Here is a 17,773-nt window from a genome sequence, read left to right as displayed (position 1 = left end):
GCGTGCGCGCACGCATCGGGGGGCTTTTCTTTTTAGCCCTCGTGGTTCTGGTGCAGCCGTGGGGGTTGACTGCTGCTGATACCAAGCACGATCTGGTGGCCAACCCCGCGCATTTCTTGCGCTGCGCGCTGCATGCTTATACCGATACTTTCACGCTGGGCCAGCTGCAAAACCAGGCCTATGGCTACCTCTTCCCCCAGGGCTTGTTTTTCCTGCTGGCGGACCCACTTCCGGATTGGATAGCGCAACGTGCCTGGTGGTTCCTGGTCCTGGCGGTGGGCTTTCTGGGCTTCTTCCGCTTGGTCCGCACGGTGCTTCCCGCTGCCCCTAGCTTTGCCGCGCTGGCAGGCGGAGTGCTCTACGCGCTCTCTCCGCGCACGCTGACCACGCTGGGCGCGATTTCCTCGGAGACCTGGCCGGTCATGCTCGCCCCCTGGGTGCTGCTGCCTTTCCTACGGCCGGGCCGGGTGGACTGGCGGGATGCCGCGCCCTCAGTAGTGGCGGTGGCGTGCATGGGCGCGGTCAACGCCACAGCCACGCTGGCTGCCTGCCTGCCAGCGGGCTTGATTCTGCTGTGGCGGCGCGCGGGCAAGACCGGCCTGGTGTGGTTGGCCGGATGCGCTGCGGTGTCCACGTGGTGGATTACCCCACTGCTCATCCTGGGCCGCTATGCCCCGCCTTTTACGGAATTCATCGAGTCCGCCGGGGTGACCACGCGCTGGCTCAACCTGGCGGAAATCCTGCGCGGCACCACCAGCTGGGCTCCCTTCGTGGATACCGAGCGCGTCGCCGGCAACGAGCTGGCCACCGAGCCGGTCTTCGTGCTTGTCACCGTGGCCGTTGCCGCCTTGGGCCTCATAGGCCTGGCCCGGCTGCCGCGCGAGTGGGCCTTCATGCTGTTGGTGGGTGTGGCCGTGCTCGGCACGCATGCCGCGTGGTACCTCGACGCGCTCGATGGCCCGCTGGCCGCGCTGCGCAACGTGCATAAATTCGACCCGCTGGTGCGCATCCCACTGGTACTCGGCGTGGCCGCGATTGCTGCCCGGGTGAGGTTGCCGCGGACGTTGGCCCCGGGGCGTCGTGAAGCAGCGGGCCTTCTGGTGTGCCTCGTGGTGGTAGGCGCGACCGCCCCCGCCTGGGCGGGCCGTCTGCTGCCGAAGGGGGCGTACGAGGAGGTGCCTGCCTATTGGCACGAGGCCGCCGATTTCATGAACAGCTTGGATACGCGCGTGCTCCTCTCCCCGCCGGCCTCCTTTGCGCGGCAAGACTGGGGATGGACGCGCGATGAGCCGGCGCAGCCGCTTCTCGACGTCCCCTGGGCCGTCCGCGATGCCGTTCCCCTCATCCCGCCCGAGACCATCCGTGGCCTGGACGGTGCGATGGCGCAGATTTCCCGCGACCCAACCACGGCACCCGTAGTGTTGCAACGCCTCGGCATCGGGGCAGTCGCGGTGCGCCACGACCTCATCTCTGGTTCTTCGGACCACATCCCGGGCGAGGTCCACACCTTCGGGGAGGTCGACGTCGTAGTTTTCGACCGCGACCTCTCCATGAACCTAGCGCCTGCGGATCCGCCGCGCGTGGCGGGCGGTGGGGAATCGCTCGCGCTCCTCTCCGGTCCTCACGAACTGGTCGCCTCCGACGCGGACATCGTCACCGATACGCCTGTGCTGCGTGACCGCAACTACGGCACGCTCAGCGGCCCGGTCTCCGCGCCGCTGGCCCCTGATGACCCCTCTACCGTGCGCAACCGGCTGCGCGATTACCCCTCCGCCGGCCCGCTGACCCAGGTGGTGGAGCACGATGGCCGGGTCACCGCGTCCTCGTCTGCCGCGGATGCCTCGGCCTTCGGCGGGGCGAACCCGGCGCGTTCTCTTACCGCGGCCGTCGACGACGAGTACTCCACCGCATGGTGGCCAGCGCCTGGCGATTCCGGCTGGTTAGAGCTGCACTCCGATTCCACGTGGACCTCGCCCACGCTGCGGCTGATGACCACCGGCACGACTGAGGTCACCATCCACAACGGCGACTCCAAGGTGACGGTCACCATGGAGGCCTACCGCGCCCGCGATATCCGCGTGCCCGGCGCGAAAGCCTCCACCATCCGCATCGAGCCGCAGCGCCGCACCGGAATTGCGGAAGCCTCCATCGTGGATCAGCCCACCCCGCGGCGCATCGTCACCGTGCCCGATACCTCGCCCGATGCCGAGCAGTTCCTCTTCCAGCAGGACAACGAGCACATCCTCATCCGCTCCTTTACTACCCCGCGCGACATGACAGTGCGGGTCACGGGTGAGAAGACAGTGCTTATCGACGGCTCCCCCCACGCCCCCAACTCCACCCTCAACCTGCCCGCCGGTCAGCACCTCGTGCGCACCACCGGCGATTGGGCGGCCCTGACCGATACCGCGTCCTCCCTGCCCGCGCCCCTTCCCGCTTCCTCTGACCGTCCTTCAGCTGCAGCCGGCGCTGCCCCATCGGCCGCATCGGGCACTGACCACGGCTATACCCCGCTCGCTGCCGGTGAGACCATCGAGCCCGCCGACCACGACCGCCTCCTCATCACCGGCCGTGCCTTCAACGAGGGCCTGCGCGGCGAGCTACGCTCCCCCAGCACAGCCGCGGTCTCGACGCCAGGTTCAGCACAAGACTCAGCACAAGATTCAGCGCCGGACTCGACGCCGGCCTCCAGCTCGGAACCGTTGCCCCTCGAACCGCGCTCCATCGATGCCGACACGCAGGCCTTCCTCATCCCCGCCGGTGCCGGCGGCACCTTCCACATGTCTTTCGCTGCCGACCGCGCCTATCGCGTCGGTCTGGGCCTCGGCGGCGCGCTCGCCGCGCTGACCACCGCGCTGTGTCTGCTCGTCATGGCCCGCGGCCCCCGCTCCCAAGCCGCTGCCCCCGCCTCGCCTACTGCTTCCGCTGCTTCGTCCGAGGCGTACGCAGCACACGACACAACCTCGACCAGCCCAGTCGCCGATGCCGCCCTGCCGGTATCCTCCGCAGCTTCCCAAATGCTCTCGCCCGCCCGTGTTGCTCACTCGTCTACCTCGGCGCGTGTCCTGCTAGCCCTGCTCATTGCGGCAACGATGGCTCTCGTCGCAGGTCTGCCCGGTGTGGCCGCCGCTGCCGCGGCGTGGGCCATCACCCGCTGGACCACGCTGCGCTCCGACTATCTGGCGGGTATGCTCACCCTTGCCGCGGGCGCGATGCTCGCCCGCGCACCTTGGCCCGCGGAGGGCTACGCCGGCGACTCGCTGCTCGTGCAACTGCTCTGCGTCGCGGCCATTACCTGTGCCTGCCTCCCGCCCCGCAGCACGCCCTAGGTACCCTGCCTCACCGCATATGGTTCCCCTCAAAAGGCATTAGTCAGAAGGTGTCTTTGGGGTCAAGGAAACCATCTGCGGCGATATAAAAGGTTTGTTTGGGGGCAAGGAAACCGTTTGACTAATGCCTTCTGGAAAATGCCATGTGTGAAGTGCCGTCTACGACCCCACCGAACCGGCGGAATCATCAGAGCCAGCAGGGCTGGCGAGGGATCCGGAACTGGCATTGCTCGCAGAAGCGGAGCCGGCAGGGTTATCTGCCTGGCGCGGCAACGAACGCGGAACGGCGATGCGACCGCGCGTAAAGGCGAGGGAGCGGATGAGGTCGCGGCCGGGGACCTCGACAAGCACGTAGGTCGCAGCAGACAGCACGCAGCTGACCACCACCGTAAAAGCCAGCACCACCGCGAAATCCCAGGCAGCACCCGAGAAGGCAGACACACCCAACAGCGGGAAGGCGATGGCCAGCACCGCCACATGCCACATGAAAACCCCATATGACCAGCGGCCCAGCGCTCGCATCACCTCGGAAGAAAGCCAGCTTTCCCGCGGGGCCAGCGCCACCGGCACCACGATGCACGCCCCGCACACGGCCCCCGCCGCAATGCGCCGCGCAAACTCACCCGGTTCTGGATGCACCAAGCCCTGCGGGCCGAACCACTCGCGGCTGGCCAGCCACACGCAGCCCGCCGCCACCGCCCAACAAGCGGGCCGCACAATGCGCCCGGCGCGCACACGCACGCCAGCTGCCTCCGCCTCCGCGGCCAACATTCCCACCGCAAACCACGAGAAATACGCGGGCGGCCAAATCTGCGTATTGACATCGCCGGATTCATATCCGGCCACAAACGACAGAAAACCCCAGAACAAACTCAGCACGCCAGCTCCAGCAATAAGTGCAACCCGCGGGCGCGCCGAAAGCCTATCCAACAACCACGCCAACAGCGGCAACACCGCATAGAAGGCGAACTCCACGCACAGCGACCACAATTGCGTTAACCCGGGAACCAAGCCGTCAGCAATATAGAGCTGCGTGCCGGTCAGGTTGGTGATGACTTGCGGGAAGGTTAAGGGGGAAGCGTCGGGAAGCAAGGCGAGTACCGCCACCACGCACACCACATACAGCGGTGCCAAACGCGCCACACGAGAAAGAAGATACTGCCCCGCCGTGTGCGCATGCCGCCGGCGCCACAGCAAGAAACCGCTGAGCACGAAGAAGACCGCCACCCCATAATCCAAGCGCTCAGCCCAGGCCCAACCGGTTGCCGTCTGGAAGGACACGTGCGTGATCACGACTGCCAATGCAGCCAGCGCACGCACGCCTTCGAGCTCAGGGAGAAAGCGCATGGCCCACTACGATACTATTTCTGCAGTGAATCCCTCGACCGATCGGAGCTGACGTGTTCCTTCGCTCCCGCCTAGCGCAGGTGACGATTGCCGCCGCGGTGTTCCTCATACTCGGGTCCATCCTTCCGCCGCTGTATAACAACCAGTCCCGCCCGCTGCCCAGGGACCTCAGCCTAGAGATCCACGCGGAGCATGACGGAGCCACGTTTAGCCGCCACACCACCACCGCCCCCGCGATGAAGGATTCCGTGGCCCGCGCGCAGTCCACCGTGGACCTCACCTTCAACGGCGAAACCATCGCGCACATCACCGAGGAATCCCAGCTCAACCGCGAATCCACCTACCCGGTGGCGGGGCCGAACACGACGCAGCACATCGAGCTGCCCGCCTTCGACGTACAGGTGGAAGACCGGGTGGAGCGCGACGGCATCAGCTACTTCTTTCCCTCCGGCGCGGAGCAGCGCTCCTATCCCTTCTTCGATCCGCTGACCCAAGACACGGAGCCCATCGATTTCCTGCGCGATGAAAAGCTCGATAGCATCCCCACCTACGTCTTTCACCAGGATGTCGCGCCGGTTTCACTCGGGGAGATCTTCGCCTTCGACGCCCACCGCTCCGGCCCCGCAGGCGATTTTTACTCCGCGGAGTCCCTGGAGCGCTACAACCTCAAGCCGAAATCGCACGTCATCCTCGAGCCTTTCTACGCCGTGAGCCGCACCGTGTGGGTGGAGCCCACGACCGGCACCATCGTCAACGAGGAGGAGCACCCGCGCATCTTCTGGGCCACGGATGCGCGCCAGGCCCAGGCGATGGTCGATGCCGATGACACGCACGAGCGTGCGCTTCTCGACGTCCCCCTCTCCTGGTCCGATTCCACCCGCACCGAACGCCTCGACTCGGTTCGCCGGGTGATCGACACGGTCAAGATCTTGAGCATTGTCAGCTGGCTGGGCAAGGCCATCGGCGTGGCGTTGTTGGCCGTGGCGGCCGCGATGTTCATGCGCCGCCATGCAGCGCAGAGCGCGTAGGCGCCCGTGGCTGTGTCCCGAGCATCCCTTGCGGTGCGCACTGCCCTCTGCGCCTGGGGCGTGGTACTCGTGCTCGCGGTGTGCTGGCCCTTCGTGCTGCCCGGCGAGTTCCTGTGGCGCGACATGGTGCTGCTTGACCGCCCAGCCCTGAGCGCTGCCGCCTTCGGCGCCGGTGACCTTCCCGCCCGCAATGCACCGCAGGACGGGGTGCTTGCCTTATTCGGCGGGGCGTGGCTGGCCAGGGTCTTCATCCTTGCTGCCGCGAGCGCCTCGGCGTGGGTGGCGGGCCGGTGGGCGCGCGAGTCCAGCCCGTGGGCGGCAGCCGCAGCGATGGCATGCGCGGTGGCCAATCCTTTTATCATCGAGCGCCTCCTGCAGGGCCAGTGGTCGTTGGCGGTCGCCGCCTGGTTAGCGCCCGTGATCGCGTGGGGTTGCCTCCATGCGCGCCCGCGCGTGGCGTGGTTGACGCTGTGGGCCGCGTCCTTGACGCCCACCGGCGGGCTCTTCGGGGGACTCATCGCGGTTGTCTGTGAGCGCGAAGGGCGAAGAAGATGGCTCTTCGCGGGCGGCTCAGTCTTGCTGTGGTTGCCGTGGCTAGTTCCAAGCCTCATGGCCGGAAATCCGGGAACCCACGGCGACCCCGCCGCCCAGGCCGCGGCCTTCGCCCCGCGCGCGGAGGCCTACGTGGGTGCGGTCGGCTCGCTGCTCGGCTTCGGCGGCATCTGGAATGCCGCGGCGGTACCGGCCTCCCGCGAGCAGGGCTTCGCCCTGGCAGGCCTGGCCGTCGCCGCCCTCGCCGTCCTAGGTGCTGCCCGCCTTCCCCGGCGCGAGCTGCGTCCGCTCGCGGCCCTGGCGGTTCTCGGCATGGGGTTGGCCATCCTCGGCGCACTCGCCCCCGGTCTCATCGCCTTCGCCGTGGAGCACATCCCCGGCGCGGGCCTGGTGCGTGATTCCTCCAAGCTCACCTTGCTCGCCCTGCCGCTGGCCGTGGCGGGTATCGCGTCCCTGCGCCAGCTTCCTGCCGCACTCGCGCTGTGCGCCTGCCTGCTGCAGGCCCCCGATGCACCGCGGGAGCTCGCCGTGTTACGCCCACGCGAAACGGGCATCGACCGCCAGCTCGTCGAAGAGCTCGACGGCCGCCTGACCTTCTTCGCCGACCGCCCAGCCATGGTGCCGCTTGACGGCGGCATTGCCCTCGACCCCTACTCCAAGGCCGCCAACAAGCTCGACTCCGGCGAGCTCACCGTCGACGGTGTGACAGTGGATGAGCCATCGCCTCGCTACCTAGCGGCCGCCGATGCCTGGAACAACCGCGACCTCGACCGGATGGAGGAGCTCGGTGTGGGCGCGGTCGTCGAGGACGGCCGCATCGTCGCCACCACCAACGCACAACCGGCACCCGCCCCGTGGGGGCTTAGCGCCGCCTGGTGCGCACTTCCGCTTCTAGCAACTCTTCGAAGCGCGCACCGGTTTTCTCCCACGAAAAAGTAGCCGCCAACTCGCGTGCCGCGTTGCCTAAACGGTGGCGGAGGGAGGGGTCGTCGACAAGCATGCGCACCGCCGGCGCGAACTCCTCCTCGCGCCGCACCAGCACACCGGTCTTGCCGTCGATAACACTGTCTTGCAGGCCAAATGCATAACCTACCGTGGGCACCCCATGTTGGGCCGCCTCCATGACTGCCAAACCCCAGCCTTCTTTTCGAGACGGCATGAGGTGGACATCAGCGCGCGCGAGCAGCGCATGCTTATAATCCTCCGTCACCTGACCACGGAAGCGCACGCGCTCCTCCACCCCGTGGGCGCGCGCATACTCGCGCAGGTGGGATTCCCACCAGCCGGAACCGATGACGTCGAGAAGCGCGCCCGGAATCCGCGCCACGGTGTCCATGGCATGCTCAATTTGCTTGTGCGGCACGAGGCGCGACAGCGTCACCAGGTGGATATCGGCCTCGCGCTCCAAGGTGGGCACGTGTGACGGCAGGGGGTCCACGCCGTTCTCAATGATGTGCGCGCCGTGAATCCCCAGCTTCTCCAGGTCGCGCTTCGAAGCCTCCGAGACCGTCACCCACGTGTTCTCACGGTAGATCCTTGGCACCACGCAGGATTCCAGGACCCACCCCAGCCGCGCCAGCACGGGCCCGGCCACCGGCCACTGCTCGCGGTGACAGTGATGCGTCAGGATGACCACGGGCGCGCGAGTGGCCAGGCGCGCGAAGAAGGGAATGCCGTTGTGGGTATCCACCACGACATCAGCGCCGCGCAAAGCGCGGCGCCCCAATAAAATCGACAACAGTGCGCGCGGATACACGCTGAACTTGGCCCCGGCGCGCGAGTAGAGCACGCCGTTGCGGCGCTCGCGCTTGGCGGCGTTCATGTGGCGCGCGGTGCGGAAGACCACCTCGTGGCCCTGGGCAGCGAGGTAGTGCCCGACGCGCTCGAGGTAGCGCTCGGAGCCGCCACCCTGCGGGTGGGGGGAATCGCGCCAGCACAAAAGAAGGATTTTCATGTCGAGGAACTAGCCTAGTGGGTTATGAAACGCACCCGTAGCTTGGCCACACTGCGCCGCTCCTGGCGGCTGCTGCGCTCCTTCCGCTTCGAGCAGTCGGCTCCCGCGGTCTTTTATGGCGGCTTAGCCCAAGACACCGCCGCGCTTGTCGACGCCCTCTCCCACGACCATTCCCTCTCCCTCACCGGCGCGCGCGTGCTCGACGTCGGGGGCGGGCCCGGCTATTTCGCTTCCGCCTTTGCCCAGCGCGGGGCCAGCTATGTGGGGCTGGAGCCGGACGTGGGCGAGATGGCCGCCGCCGGCATCGAGGTGGCGCAGGCTGTGCGCGGCGACGGCACTAGCTTGCCTTTCGCGGATGACACCTTCGACATCACGTATTCCTCCAACGTGGCCGAGCACATCCCGAACCCGTGGGACATGGGCGAGGAGATGCTGCGCGTAACCAAGCCCGGCGGGCTGGTGATCGTGAGCTACACGGTGTGGCTGGGACCCTTCGGCGGGCACGAAACCGGCCTGTGGGAGCACTACGTGGGCGGCGAGTTCGCCCGCGACCGCTACACCCGCCGCCACGGCCACCCACCGAAGAACGTCTTCGGCACCTCGCTCTTTGCGCTCTCCGCCCGCGAGGGCTTGGACTGGGCGCGACGTGAATCGTCGCGTGGTTCGGAGCTCGTCGCAGCTTTCCCGCGCTACCACCCGTGGTGGGCCTGGTGGGTGCTCAAGGTGCCGGTGCTGCGCGAGTTCCTCACCTCTAACCTGGTCCTCGTCCTGCGCGCTTAATCCCCGAAAACGCCGAATGCTCCCCCGCAGGGGAGCATTCTTTAGATGCGAAGACTAGGAGGCAGACTCAACGCGCTCCTTGAGGGCGGAGAACTGGTCCCACACCTCAGACGGAACGCGGGAGCCCAGGAAGGTCAGGTACTCCTTGTTGTCTTCCATGTCGCCAGCCCAATCGGCCGGGTTCACGGCAAGCGCCTCGCGGACGTCCTCGATGTCGAAGTCCAAGCCGGTGAGGTCGATATCCTCTGGGCGGGCGGTGTGGCCCACGACGGTCTCAACGGCGTCGACGTTGCCCTCGATGCGGTCCACGATCCACTTAAGAACGCGGGAGTTCTCGCCGAAGCCCGGCCACAGGAAGCGGCGGTCCTCACCGCGGCGGAACCAGTTCACCAGGAAGATGGCCGGCATGCGGTCGCCGCCCTTTTCGCCCATATCGATCCAGTGCTGCAGGTAGTCACCGGCGTTGTAGCCCATGAACGGCAGCATGGCCATCGGGTCGTGACGCAGGGCGCCGACTTTGCCCTCAGCGGCAGCGGTCTGGCCGGAGGAGAGCAGGGCGCCAATCATGGTGCCGTGGTTCCAGTCGAAGGCCTGGGTCACCAGCGGGACGGTATCCGCGCGGCGGCCGCCGAAGAGGATGGCGTCAATCTTGACGCCCTTCCAGTCATCAAACTCCGGCGCAGCGGACGGGCACTGGGTAATCGGCACGCAGTAGCGGGAGTTCGGGTGCGCAGCCTTGGTGGTCGAAGCCGGGGTCCAGTCGTTGCCATGCCAGTCGATGAGGTGCTCCGGGGCCTCGCCCATTTCCTCCCACCAGACATCGCCGTCGTCGGTCAGCGCGACGTTGGTGAACAGGGTGTTTCCCGGCTCCATCGTCTTCATGGCGATCGGGTTGGAGTCGTAGTTGGTGCCCGGTGCCACGCCGAAGAAACCGTTCTCCGGGTTGACGGCGTACAGGCCGTCTTCGCGCAGCTTCAGCCACGCGATGTCATCACCCACGACCTCGGCCTTCCAGCCCGGGATAGTCGGGGTGATCATGGCCAGGTTGGTCTTACCGCAGGCGGACGGGAAGGCGGCCGCGATGTGGTACTTCTTGCCCTCCGGGTTGGTGAGCTTCAGGATGAGCATGTGCTCTGCCATCCAGCCCTCTTCCTTCGCCATCACGGAAGCGATACGCAGCGCGTAGCACTTCTTGGCCAGGATGGCGTTGCCTCCGTAACCGGAACCGTAGGACCAAATCTCCTTGGTCGCCGGGAACTGCGTGATGTATTTCTTCTCGTTGCACGGCCACGCGACGTCCTCCTGACCCGGCTCCAGCGGAGCACCAACGGAGTGCAGGGCGTGGACAAAATCGCCGTTCTCACCAATCTTGTCCAGAGCCTGCTGGCCCATGCGGGTCATGATGCGCATGGAGAGCACAACATAAGCGGAGTCGGTGAGCTGCACGCCGAGTTTGGGGTCCGGGTCGCTGATGGGGCCCATGCAGAAAGGCACCACGTACATGGTGCGGCCCTTCATGGAACTGCGGAAGGCCTCGGTCATCTCTTCCTTCATGGCTGCCGGCGGGGCCCAGTTGTTGGTGGGGCCTGCGTCCTCCTCAGTCTCGGTGCAGATGAAGGTGCGGGACTCCACGCGGGCGACATCCGACGGGTTCGAGCGAGCCAGGTAAGAGTTCGGGCGCTTCTCCTCGTTGAGCTTAATCAGGGTGCCCTTTTCCACTAGCTCGGCGGCGAGGCGGTCAGCCTCCTCCTGGGAGCCATCTACGAAGACGACCTCTTCCGGCTGGAAGAGCTCGACGCTCTCACTGATCCACGAAATAAGCTTCTCGTTCTTCGTGGGCAGTTCACCTACAAGGCCCTTAATGGTTGCGGTCATCTCACATTCTCCTGTGGTCGGTGTGGCCAGGGTGCTCTTAATCATCGATGCAGACGGTTGCCCCCATCGACGTTTCACCAACCAGAGTACGGGCACTGGTGATCACAGAATGTGTAATACAGCCCACCCTGGTTATATCCACCCTGGTCACCCCGACTAATCCAAGGACAACGAAGTGTGAAATAGGGCACGCCACCATCAATTACACCCCCGCACAGGGGTAAATAACCTTTGGCTTAGCCATCCCGTACGCCCGTCCCATTACCCCCACACCGCTTAAACCTCCGTCACACAGCCACTTACCCGTCCACGGCGCGGCACGTTGCCCCTCACCCCTGCTTAAGGGAACAATGTCAACTGATGAATAGCGCAGACTCTTCCCAGAATCCCGCCGCGCAGATGCCTCACGGCCGCGGCCTCCAGACGGATTTCAACGCCGAGTTCAATAATGATTTGGACTACCCACGCCTCGGCAACGTGACCTTCCGTCGCGGCACCCTCACTGACAACCAGAACGCCCTCTTCGAGGAGCACTGGCCTCAGTTGGGACGCCTGCTTGCCGACGAACCCCTCGACATCCCCGCCTGGTTCGGCCGCGAGGGGGCGAAGACCATCGTCGAGATCGGCTCCGGCACCGGTACCTCCACGGCTGCAATGGCCCCGTTGGAAAAGGACACCAACATAGTTGCCGTCGAGCTCTACAAGCCGGGCCTGGCCAAGCTGCTGGGCTGCATCGTCCGCAACGATATTGAGAACATCCGCATGGTCCGCGGCGATGGCATCGAAGTTCTCATGCGCATGTTCGCGCCCGAGTCCCTCGACGGCATCCGCATCTTCTTCCCGGACCCGTGGCCCAAGGCCCGCCACCACAAGCGCCGCATCATCCAATCCGGCACGCTCAACCTCTTCGCTTCCCGCCTCAAGCCGGGCGGCGTGCTCCACGTGGCCACCGACCACGCCGGCTACGCCGAGTGGATTAACGAGCTCGTCGAGGTTGAGCCCTCCCTCGACTACAAGGGCTGGCCCTGGCCGGAGTGCCCCATCCTCACCGACCGTCAGGTCATCACCAAGTTTGAGGGCAAGGGTCTGGATAAGGAACACGTCATCACCGAGTACCTGTGGGAGAAGAAGTAATGGCCGGCACCTACCTTTTGGTGTGGGATGCGCCCAACATGGACATGGGCCTCGGCGCCATCCTCGGCGGGCGCCCCACCGCCGCCTACCGACCACGCTTCGACGCCATCGGCCGCTGGCTGGTGGAGCTGGCCTTCGACAACGACGCCACTCCCGAAGCCGCCGTCTTCACCAACGTCAGCCCCGGCGGCGCCGACGTCATCCGCCCCTGGGTGGAGGCCATCCGCAACGTCGGCTTCGCCGTGTTTGCCAAGCCAAAGCTCCACGAGGACGATGATGTCGACCCCGACATGGTCGAATACATCAAGGCCAACCGCGAGAACCTCTCCGGTGTCATCGTGGCTTCTGCCGACGGTCAGAACTTCCAGCACCTGCTGGAGCAGCTCACGGCTTCCGGTCTGCCCACCTGCGTGCTCGGCTTCCACGAGCATGCTTCATGGGCGCTGACCCACCCCGATATCGAGTTCGTCGACCTCGAAGATATCGAGGGAGTCTTCCGCGAACCGCTGCCGCGCGTGAACCTGGACAACCTGCCTCCAGGCGGCGCCTGGCTGCAGCCTTTCCGCCCGCTGTCCGCGCTGCTGCCGGACCGCGCGCCCGAGCACAGTTAGGAGCCGCATGTTTTATTCTTGGGGCCGCTTCTCCTATGCCCACCGCAAGGTCATCCCGCTCATCATCGTGGGTCTCATCCTCGGCCTCTTCTTCGGCTTCGGCACGCGCCTCGAGGAGCGCATGAGTCAGGAAGGCTGGGAGGACCCGGGGGCGGCGTCGACAAGCGCTGCACAGATCGAGCTCGAGACGTTCGGCCGCGATAATTCCGGCGACGTCATCCTGCTTTTCGACGACCCCGAAACCCACGCCGCCGAGGCCAAGGCCTTCCTCGACGAGCTCCAGACCCAGTATCCGGAGCAGATCGACTCCGTTACCAGCTACTTTGATAAGCGCAACCCGAACCTCATCACGCAGGACCACTCCACAGCCTTCGCCGCCATCGGGCTGAAAGGCGACGGCGAGCAGACCCTCAAGGATTTCCGCGCCATTGAGGAATCCCTGCACTCCAGCGGGCTGCCTGTGCAGGTAGCGGGTGCCACCGCGGTGGCCGATGCGCTGGATGAAGGCATGGCCAAGGACATCTCCCGCGCGGAGAAGGCCGCCCTGCCGCTCGTCGGCCTGCTGCTGCTCATCGTCTTCGGCTCCGTCGTTGCGGCCTTCATGCCGCTCGTCGTGGGCGCTTTGTCCATCTTGGGCTCCCTGGGTATCCTGTCCATCCTGGCTGGCTTCCAGCAGGTCAACGTGTTCGCGCAGGCCGTCGTCACGCTGCTGGGCTTGGGCCTGGCCATCGACTACGGCCTGTTCATGGTCTCCCGCTTCCGCGAGGAGCTGGACAAGGGCCGCGATACCAAGGAGGCCGTGGCGATCACCACCGCCACCGCCGGCCAGACCGTGGTCTTCTCCGCCGCGATGGTGGCCGTATCCCTCTCTGGACTTTTCCTCTTCCCGCAGGCCTTCCTCAAATCCGTGGCCTATGGCTCCATCTCCGCGGTGGGCCTCGCCGCACTCCTGTCGGTGACGGTGCTGCCCTCGCTATTTGGCATGCTGGGCCCCAACATCGACAAGTGGACCGTGCGCAAGACTTCGCGCCGCGGGCGCCGCATCGAAGACACCTGGTGGTACCGGATGCCGCGCTGGGCCATGGGCCTCGCGGGGCTAATGACCACCGCCATCTGTGCGCTGCTCATCGCGCTGACCCTGCCGGTGCTGGGCGTGAAATTCGGCGGTATCAACGAGACCTACCTGCCACCCAACCAGGACGCGCGCGTGGCGCAGGACCAGTTCAACGAGCAATTCCCGTCCTTCCGCACCGAGCCGGTCAAGCTGGTGGTGAAGAATGCGACGAATGAGCAGCTTGTGGACGTCGTCATGCAGGCCCGCTCCATCCAGGGGCTTACCGAGCCGATGGGCCCGAAGACCGCGACCGTCGACGGCACCACCGTCCTCGGCGCCGGTATTCAGGACCGCGAGGACTACGCGCGGATCGTCCACGAGCTGGAGAACATTGAGGCACCGGAGGGCGTGGAGCTCTACGTCGGCGGCACCCCGGCCATGGAGGTCGAATCCCTCGACGCGCTCTTCGACACGCTGCCCTGGATGGCCCTCTACGTGGTGCTAGCCACCTTCATCCTCATGGCGCTGGTCTTCGGCAGCTTCATCCTGCCGCTGAAGGCCATCATCATGACGCTGCTCTCCCTAGGTGCCACGCTGGGTATCTTGACGCTCATGTTCGTCGATGGCCTCGGTTCCGACCTGCTCAACTTCACCGCCGGCCCGCTCATGAGCCCGATTTTGGTGCTCATCATCGCCATCGTCTTTGGTCTGTCCACGGACTACGAGGTCTTCCTGGTCTCGCGCATGGTCGAGGCCCGCCGCCGCGGCGCTTCCACGGACGAGGCCATCGCCGCGGGTACCGCGCACACGGGCGGCATCATCACGGCAGCCGCGCTCATCATGATTGTGGTGGCGGGGGCCTTCGGTTTCTCCGACATCGTGATGATGAAGTACATCGCCTTCGGCATGATTTTTGCACTGCTTATCGACGCCACCATCGTCCGCATGCTCCTCGTCCCCGCCGTCATGCACCTGCTGCGCGAGGACAACTGGTGGGCCCCGCGCTTCCTCACACGCCTGACCCACCGCCTCGGCGGCGAGAACTCCCCAGCTGCCGAGCCGGTGCCCACCGCCCCAGTACTGAACAACGAAGAGGCCGCACCGACTGAACAGGCTGCGCCGTCCCCCGCCGTTACTACCGAGCGGGACGAGCCGCGTTCTTCGACTGGGTCCACCGAGCAGGCCGACGCGCCCCATTCTCCCGTGACTCCGGCAGAACAGGTTGAGGAGGCGTCGCCAAGCACGGCGAACGAAGCCGCCGTACGCGGGGACCGCAGCGCCGATACTGACGAGGAGCTCATCCCCTTCTCCGAGCTGGTCAAGCGCCTCAATTCCACGGATGGTCGATGAAGAAGAACTGGCTGACCTGGATAATCTCCCTGCTGATTCTGGCCGCGCTGGCGTGGTTCTTCCGCGACCAACTGGACTTCATCTCCGAGGGATTGCGTCGCTTGCGCCACGCCGAACCTTTCCCCGTGGTGCTGGTGGTGTTCTTCGCGCTGCTGTCCATCGCGGGCATGGCGGAGGTGATGAAGCGGCTCATCGGCGCGGGCGGCGTCAAGGTGCCGCTGCGCGAGACCTACGCCATCACGCTGGCCTCCAATGCGTGGTCCACGACTCTGCCGGCGGGCCCCGCCTTTTCGGCTTTGCTCACCTTCCAGGTGCAGCGCCGCTGGGGTGCGTCCGTGGCGCTGTGCAGCTACTTCCTGTTTTTATCCTCGATCATTAGCTCGATGTTCCTCGCGCTCATTGGCTTGGGCGGGGTATTTTTCCTCAACGCGGATATGGCTCTGGGATCGCTGATCACCACGGTTGTCCTCATGCTCGCGGCGCTCGGGGGCATCTTCTGGCTGACCTCGCACCCGGTGACCCTTGAGCGCTGGCTGCGCAAGCTGCGGCCCGGCCCGAAGCGGGACCGTGCGATTCAAGAGGTGCGCAACTTGGGCGAGGTCCACCTTTCGCGTGGCCCCTTTGCTGTGGTTGCTGGGACGTCGCTGGTTCACCGCCTGGCCGATATGGCAGCGCTGTGGGCCTCCGTGTGGGCGGTGACCGGGGAGATTCCGTGGCTGCGCGCCGGTGCCGATGACACCACCCTGGCCGGTGTGGCCCTGGCCTTCCTCGCCGCGAAGCTGGCTGGCTCCGCACAGGTCACCCCGGGTGGTGTCGGCACGGTGGAGGCCGCGCTCATCACCCCGCTGGTGGCCACGGGCCTGACCGTGGTGCACGCCACCTCCGCCGCCATCATCTACCGGCTTATTTCCTTTGCGCTCATCACTATCATTGGATGGGTCATCTACTTCGCCCATTACGCCCGCGATGGCTTCTCTTACGCGGCGTTGAACCGGAAGGAATCCTAAATGCGCGTTGCCCCGCTTATCGACGTCCTCGCTCTCGCCCTCTTCGCCATCTTCGCCCGCCTGGCGCACGGGGGTCTGAGTTTTAGCTCCTGGGTTGATGCCTTCTGGCCGTGGACCGTGGGCGCGTTGGTTGGCTGGGTCATCATCATGGCGGCGAAGCTGAGCGGCCTGTAGAAGGAGGGCGTCGTCGTGTGGCTGAGCGCCATCATTGGCGGCATGGCCCTGTGGATGCTGGTCAACGGCCGCCTACCGCACTGGTCCTTCCTCATCGTGGCCACCGTGATGTCCGCGCTGTTCTTCTTTGGCTGGCGGGCCATCGCGGCCTTTGCTTCCCGCTCCCGCGCCTAGAATCTTTGCCATAGTCGGCTACCCGTCGACCTACTTTCACCCCTTTACGCCCTTGCAAATGAGCGTTTGAGCTGGGAGTTTAGCGTTCCGGTTGCGGGTCGGTTCGGGCCGGTTTAGTGTGTGTGGCATGAAGTTGGGGGACTTACTCGGGGTACTCGCTCGCGGCATGCACGTCGTGTCCTTGTGCGCTGGCCACACCCGTGAGGAGATGATGGCGCTGGGTGCGACGCCGCGCGTGGCGCGGCAGCTCGAGGGACTCCACCGCGTGTATTTTGGCCAGACTGCTTTCAGCGCCAAGCAGCGCCGCGCCCGGGAGACCAACCATGCGCTGGATACGCTGCTGCAGATTGAACGACACGTCGCGCGCGTCAAGAATTCGCGCCAGGCTTGGGACCTACGAGTGGAATTGTGCGCTACTCCGGAGAGTGAGATTGCGGACGTGGCGAAGCGCAGGCTCGCGGAGCTCACTCCCGAGCCCACTCCTGGCGTCCGCGTGCGACGCAGCACGGGCGGCATGCACAAGCTCATCATCACGGATCGCCCGCGCGCGATTGCCAATTTAGTGGGTACGCTCAAAGCCACATCAGAGGACCTGCTCAAGGCAGTCCACGAGGTCTTTTCCGGCAGTGGCGCGCCGAAGCCGGCATTGCATGCGCACGTCATTGTGCGTCTTGAGCAGCTGGACAAGATTGTGCGGGGCGAGGGCGATGACATCCTTCTGCAGGCAACCGACGGCGGCACGATGACGGGCGCGGAGTTCCTCCGCACGACGTTTGCCGAGCGCGGCTTCGTCTCCCTCTTTCACCCGGTGGAAGGGCCGGTCAATGTGTATTACGGCAGCCGCTTCGCCAACGATAAACAGCGGCTCCTGCTCTGCGCAGAGCATCCGACGTGCGCCTGGCTCGGCTGCACAAGACCGGCCGCGGAATGCCAGATGCACCACATCAGAAGGTGGCAGGATGGCGGGCCGACGAACCTCGACAATCTCGTGCCGTTATGTAAGTACCACAACGCCATCAATGACGATGACCCCGCCCGCCCCACGTATCGCGGACGCATCGATCGCATCGAGGGACGCATGGCGTGGCTGCCTCCCGACGGTAGACCGCCAGTCCCCCTCCCCAGCCCGGTCTGGGATTAAAAAAGCCCCTCCGCAAGGAGGGGCTAGAAGCGCTGGCTTACTTCGAGCTCAGTGCGCCAACGTTCACGCCGGCCTGGTTGAGAAGCATGATGACGAGGTTGATGATGTCACCGCTGAGGTCAAGAACGCTAGAGAGCATTGGGTTTCTCCTTTGATTGAATTCCTAGTCTTTAGGCTTATCGGATAAAACAGGCTCACATGTTACGCCGAGACACAAAATTCAGCGCGATCCGCAGGCCTTCTTCGCCCGCCGCCAGGCTTAA

At 65.5% G+C, this 17,773-nt stretch carries 12 protein-coding genes and 1 pseudogene; 10 read left to right on the top strand and 3 right to left on the bottom strand.

Annotated elements, in window-relative coordinates; genetic code table 11:
• Positions 1–2: 2 nt before the first annotated feature.
• Positions 3–3,329: an alpha-(1->3)-arabinofuranosyltransferase domain-containing protein gene (locus HMPREF2743_RS09285; RefSeq protein WP_070818647.1), complete on the top strand. Its 3,327-nt coding sequence runs from the start codon at positions 3–5 to the stop codon at positions 3,327–3,329.
• Positions 3,330–3,488: 159 nt separating this feature from the next.
• On the opposite strand, the gene HMPREF2743_RS09280 is transcribed toward HMPREF2743_RS09285, so the two are convergent.
• Entirely contained in the window at positions 3,489–4,676 is a 1,188-nt protein-coding gene (locus tag HMPREF2743_RS09280) for an acyltransferase family protein (protein ID WP_070818646.1), read from the bottom strand.
• Positions 4,677–4,729: 53 nt separating this feature from the next.
• On the opposite strand from HMPREF2743_RS09280, the gene HMPREF2743_RS09275 reads away from it, so the two are divergent.
• Both HMPREF2743_RS09275 and HMPREF2743_RS09270 read left to right on the top strand, forming a co-directional pair.
• Positions 4,730–5,704 (top strand): PorA family protein, encoded by a 975-nt coding sequence (locus tag HMPREF2743_RS09275; RefSeq protein ID WP_070818645.1) that lies wholly within the window; start codon positions 4,730–4,732, stop codon positions 5,702–5,704.
• A gap of 12 nt (positions 5,705–5,716) precedes the next feature.
• Positions 5,717–7,195, top strand: a complete 1,479-nt coding sequence (locus tag HMPREF2743_RS09270; protein ID WP_083321624.1) for an MmpA family trehalose lipid delivery protein — start codon at positions 5,717–5,719, stop codon at positions 7,193–7,195.
• Here HMPREF2743_RS09270 and HMPREF2743_RS09265 read toward each other — a convergent pair.
• Complete coding sequence (locus tag HMPREF2743_RS09265; RefSeq protein ID WP_070818643.1) at positions 7,119–8,210, bottom strand: glycosyltransferase family 4 protein; 1,092 nt, start codon at positions 8,208–8,210, stop codon at positions 7,119–7,121. The two genes, HMPREF2743_RS09270 and HMPREF2743_RS09265, sit on opposite strands and share 77 nt — an antisense overlap.
• 24 nt (positions 8,211–8,234) lie before the next feature.
• Between HMPREF2743_RS09265 and HMPREF2743_RS09260 the strand changes: the two genes are divergently transcribed.
• Positions 8,235–8,990 (top strand): class I SAM-dependent methyltransferase, encoded by a 756-nt coding sequence (locus tag HMPREF2743_RS09260; RefSeq protein WP_070818642.1) that lies wholly within the window; start codon positions 8,235–8,237, stop codon positions 8,988–8,990.
• A 54-nt stretch (positions 8,991–9,044) separates the two neighbouring features.
• On the opposite strand, the gene HMPREF2743_RS09255 is transcribed toward HMPREF2743_RS09260, so the two are convergent.
• The gene (locus HMPREF2743_RS09255) at positions 9,045–10,865 is read right to left on the bottom strand and encodes a phosphoenolpyruvate carboxykinase (GTP) (protein WP_070744224.1); all 1,821 of its coding nucleotides are present in this window, start codon (positions 10,863–10,865) and stop codon (positions 9,045–9,047) included.
• Between the two features lie 360 nt (positions 10,866–11,225).
• On the opposite strand from HMPREF2743_RS09255, the gene trmB reads away from it, so the two are divergent.
• The 6 genes and pseudogenes from trmB to HMPREF2743_RS09225 all read left to right on the top strand — a co-directional run bounded on the left by trmB (position 11,226) and on the right by HMPREF2743_RS09225 (position 17,510).
• Entirely contained in the window at positions 11,226–11,999 is a 774-nt protein-coding gene (gene trmB, locus HMPREF2743_RS09250) for a tRNA (guanosine(46)-N7)-methyltransferase TrmB (protein WP_070525890.1), read from the top strand.
• Entirely contained in the window at positions 11,999–12,610 is a 612-nt protein-coding gene (locus tag HMPREF2743_RS09245; protein ID WP_046647582.1) for an NYN domain-containing protein, read from the top strand. Before trmB ends, HMPREF2743_RS09245 begins: the two co-directional genes overlap by 1 nt.
• Before the next feature lie 7 nt (positions 12,611–12,617).
• Complete coding sequence (locus HMPREF2743_RS09240) at positions 12,618–15,014, top strand: MMPL family transporter (protein ID WP_070818641.1); 2,397 nt, start codon at positions 12,618–12,620, stop codon at positions 15,012–15,014.
• Entirely contained in the window at positions 15,011–16,021 is a 1,011-nt protein-coding gene (locus HMPREF2743_RS09235) for a lysylphosphatidylglycerol synthase transmembrane domain-containing protein (RefSeq protein WP_070744228.1), read from the top strand. Before HMPREF2743_RS09240 ends, HMPREF2743_RS09235 begins: the two co-directional genes overlap by 4 nt.
• Positions 16,022–16,369: pseudogene (locus HMPREF2743_RS09230) on the top strand (DUF3054 domain-containing protein). It begins immediately after the preceding gene.
• Positions 16,370–16,496: 127 nt separating this feature from the next.
• Positions 16,497–17,510, top strand: coding sequence for an HNH endonuclease signature motif containing protein (locus HMPREF2743_RS09225; protein ID WP_070818640.1), 1,014 nt, complete (start codon positions 16,497–16,499; stop codon positions 17,508–17,510).
• Positions 17,511–17,773: the final 263 nt, after the last annotated feature.

Source organism: Corynebacterium sp. HMSC036D02, assembly GCF_001836165.1.
Taxonomy (GTDB): Bacteria; Actinomycetota; Actinomycetes; order Mycobacteriales; family Mycobacteriaceae; genus Corynebacterium.
The sequence above is the reverse complement of the archived record's forward strand: the minus strand, read 5'-3'. Positions and strand labels throughout refer to the sequence as shown.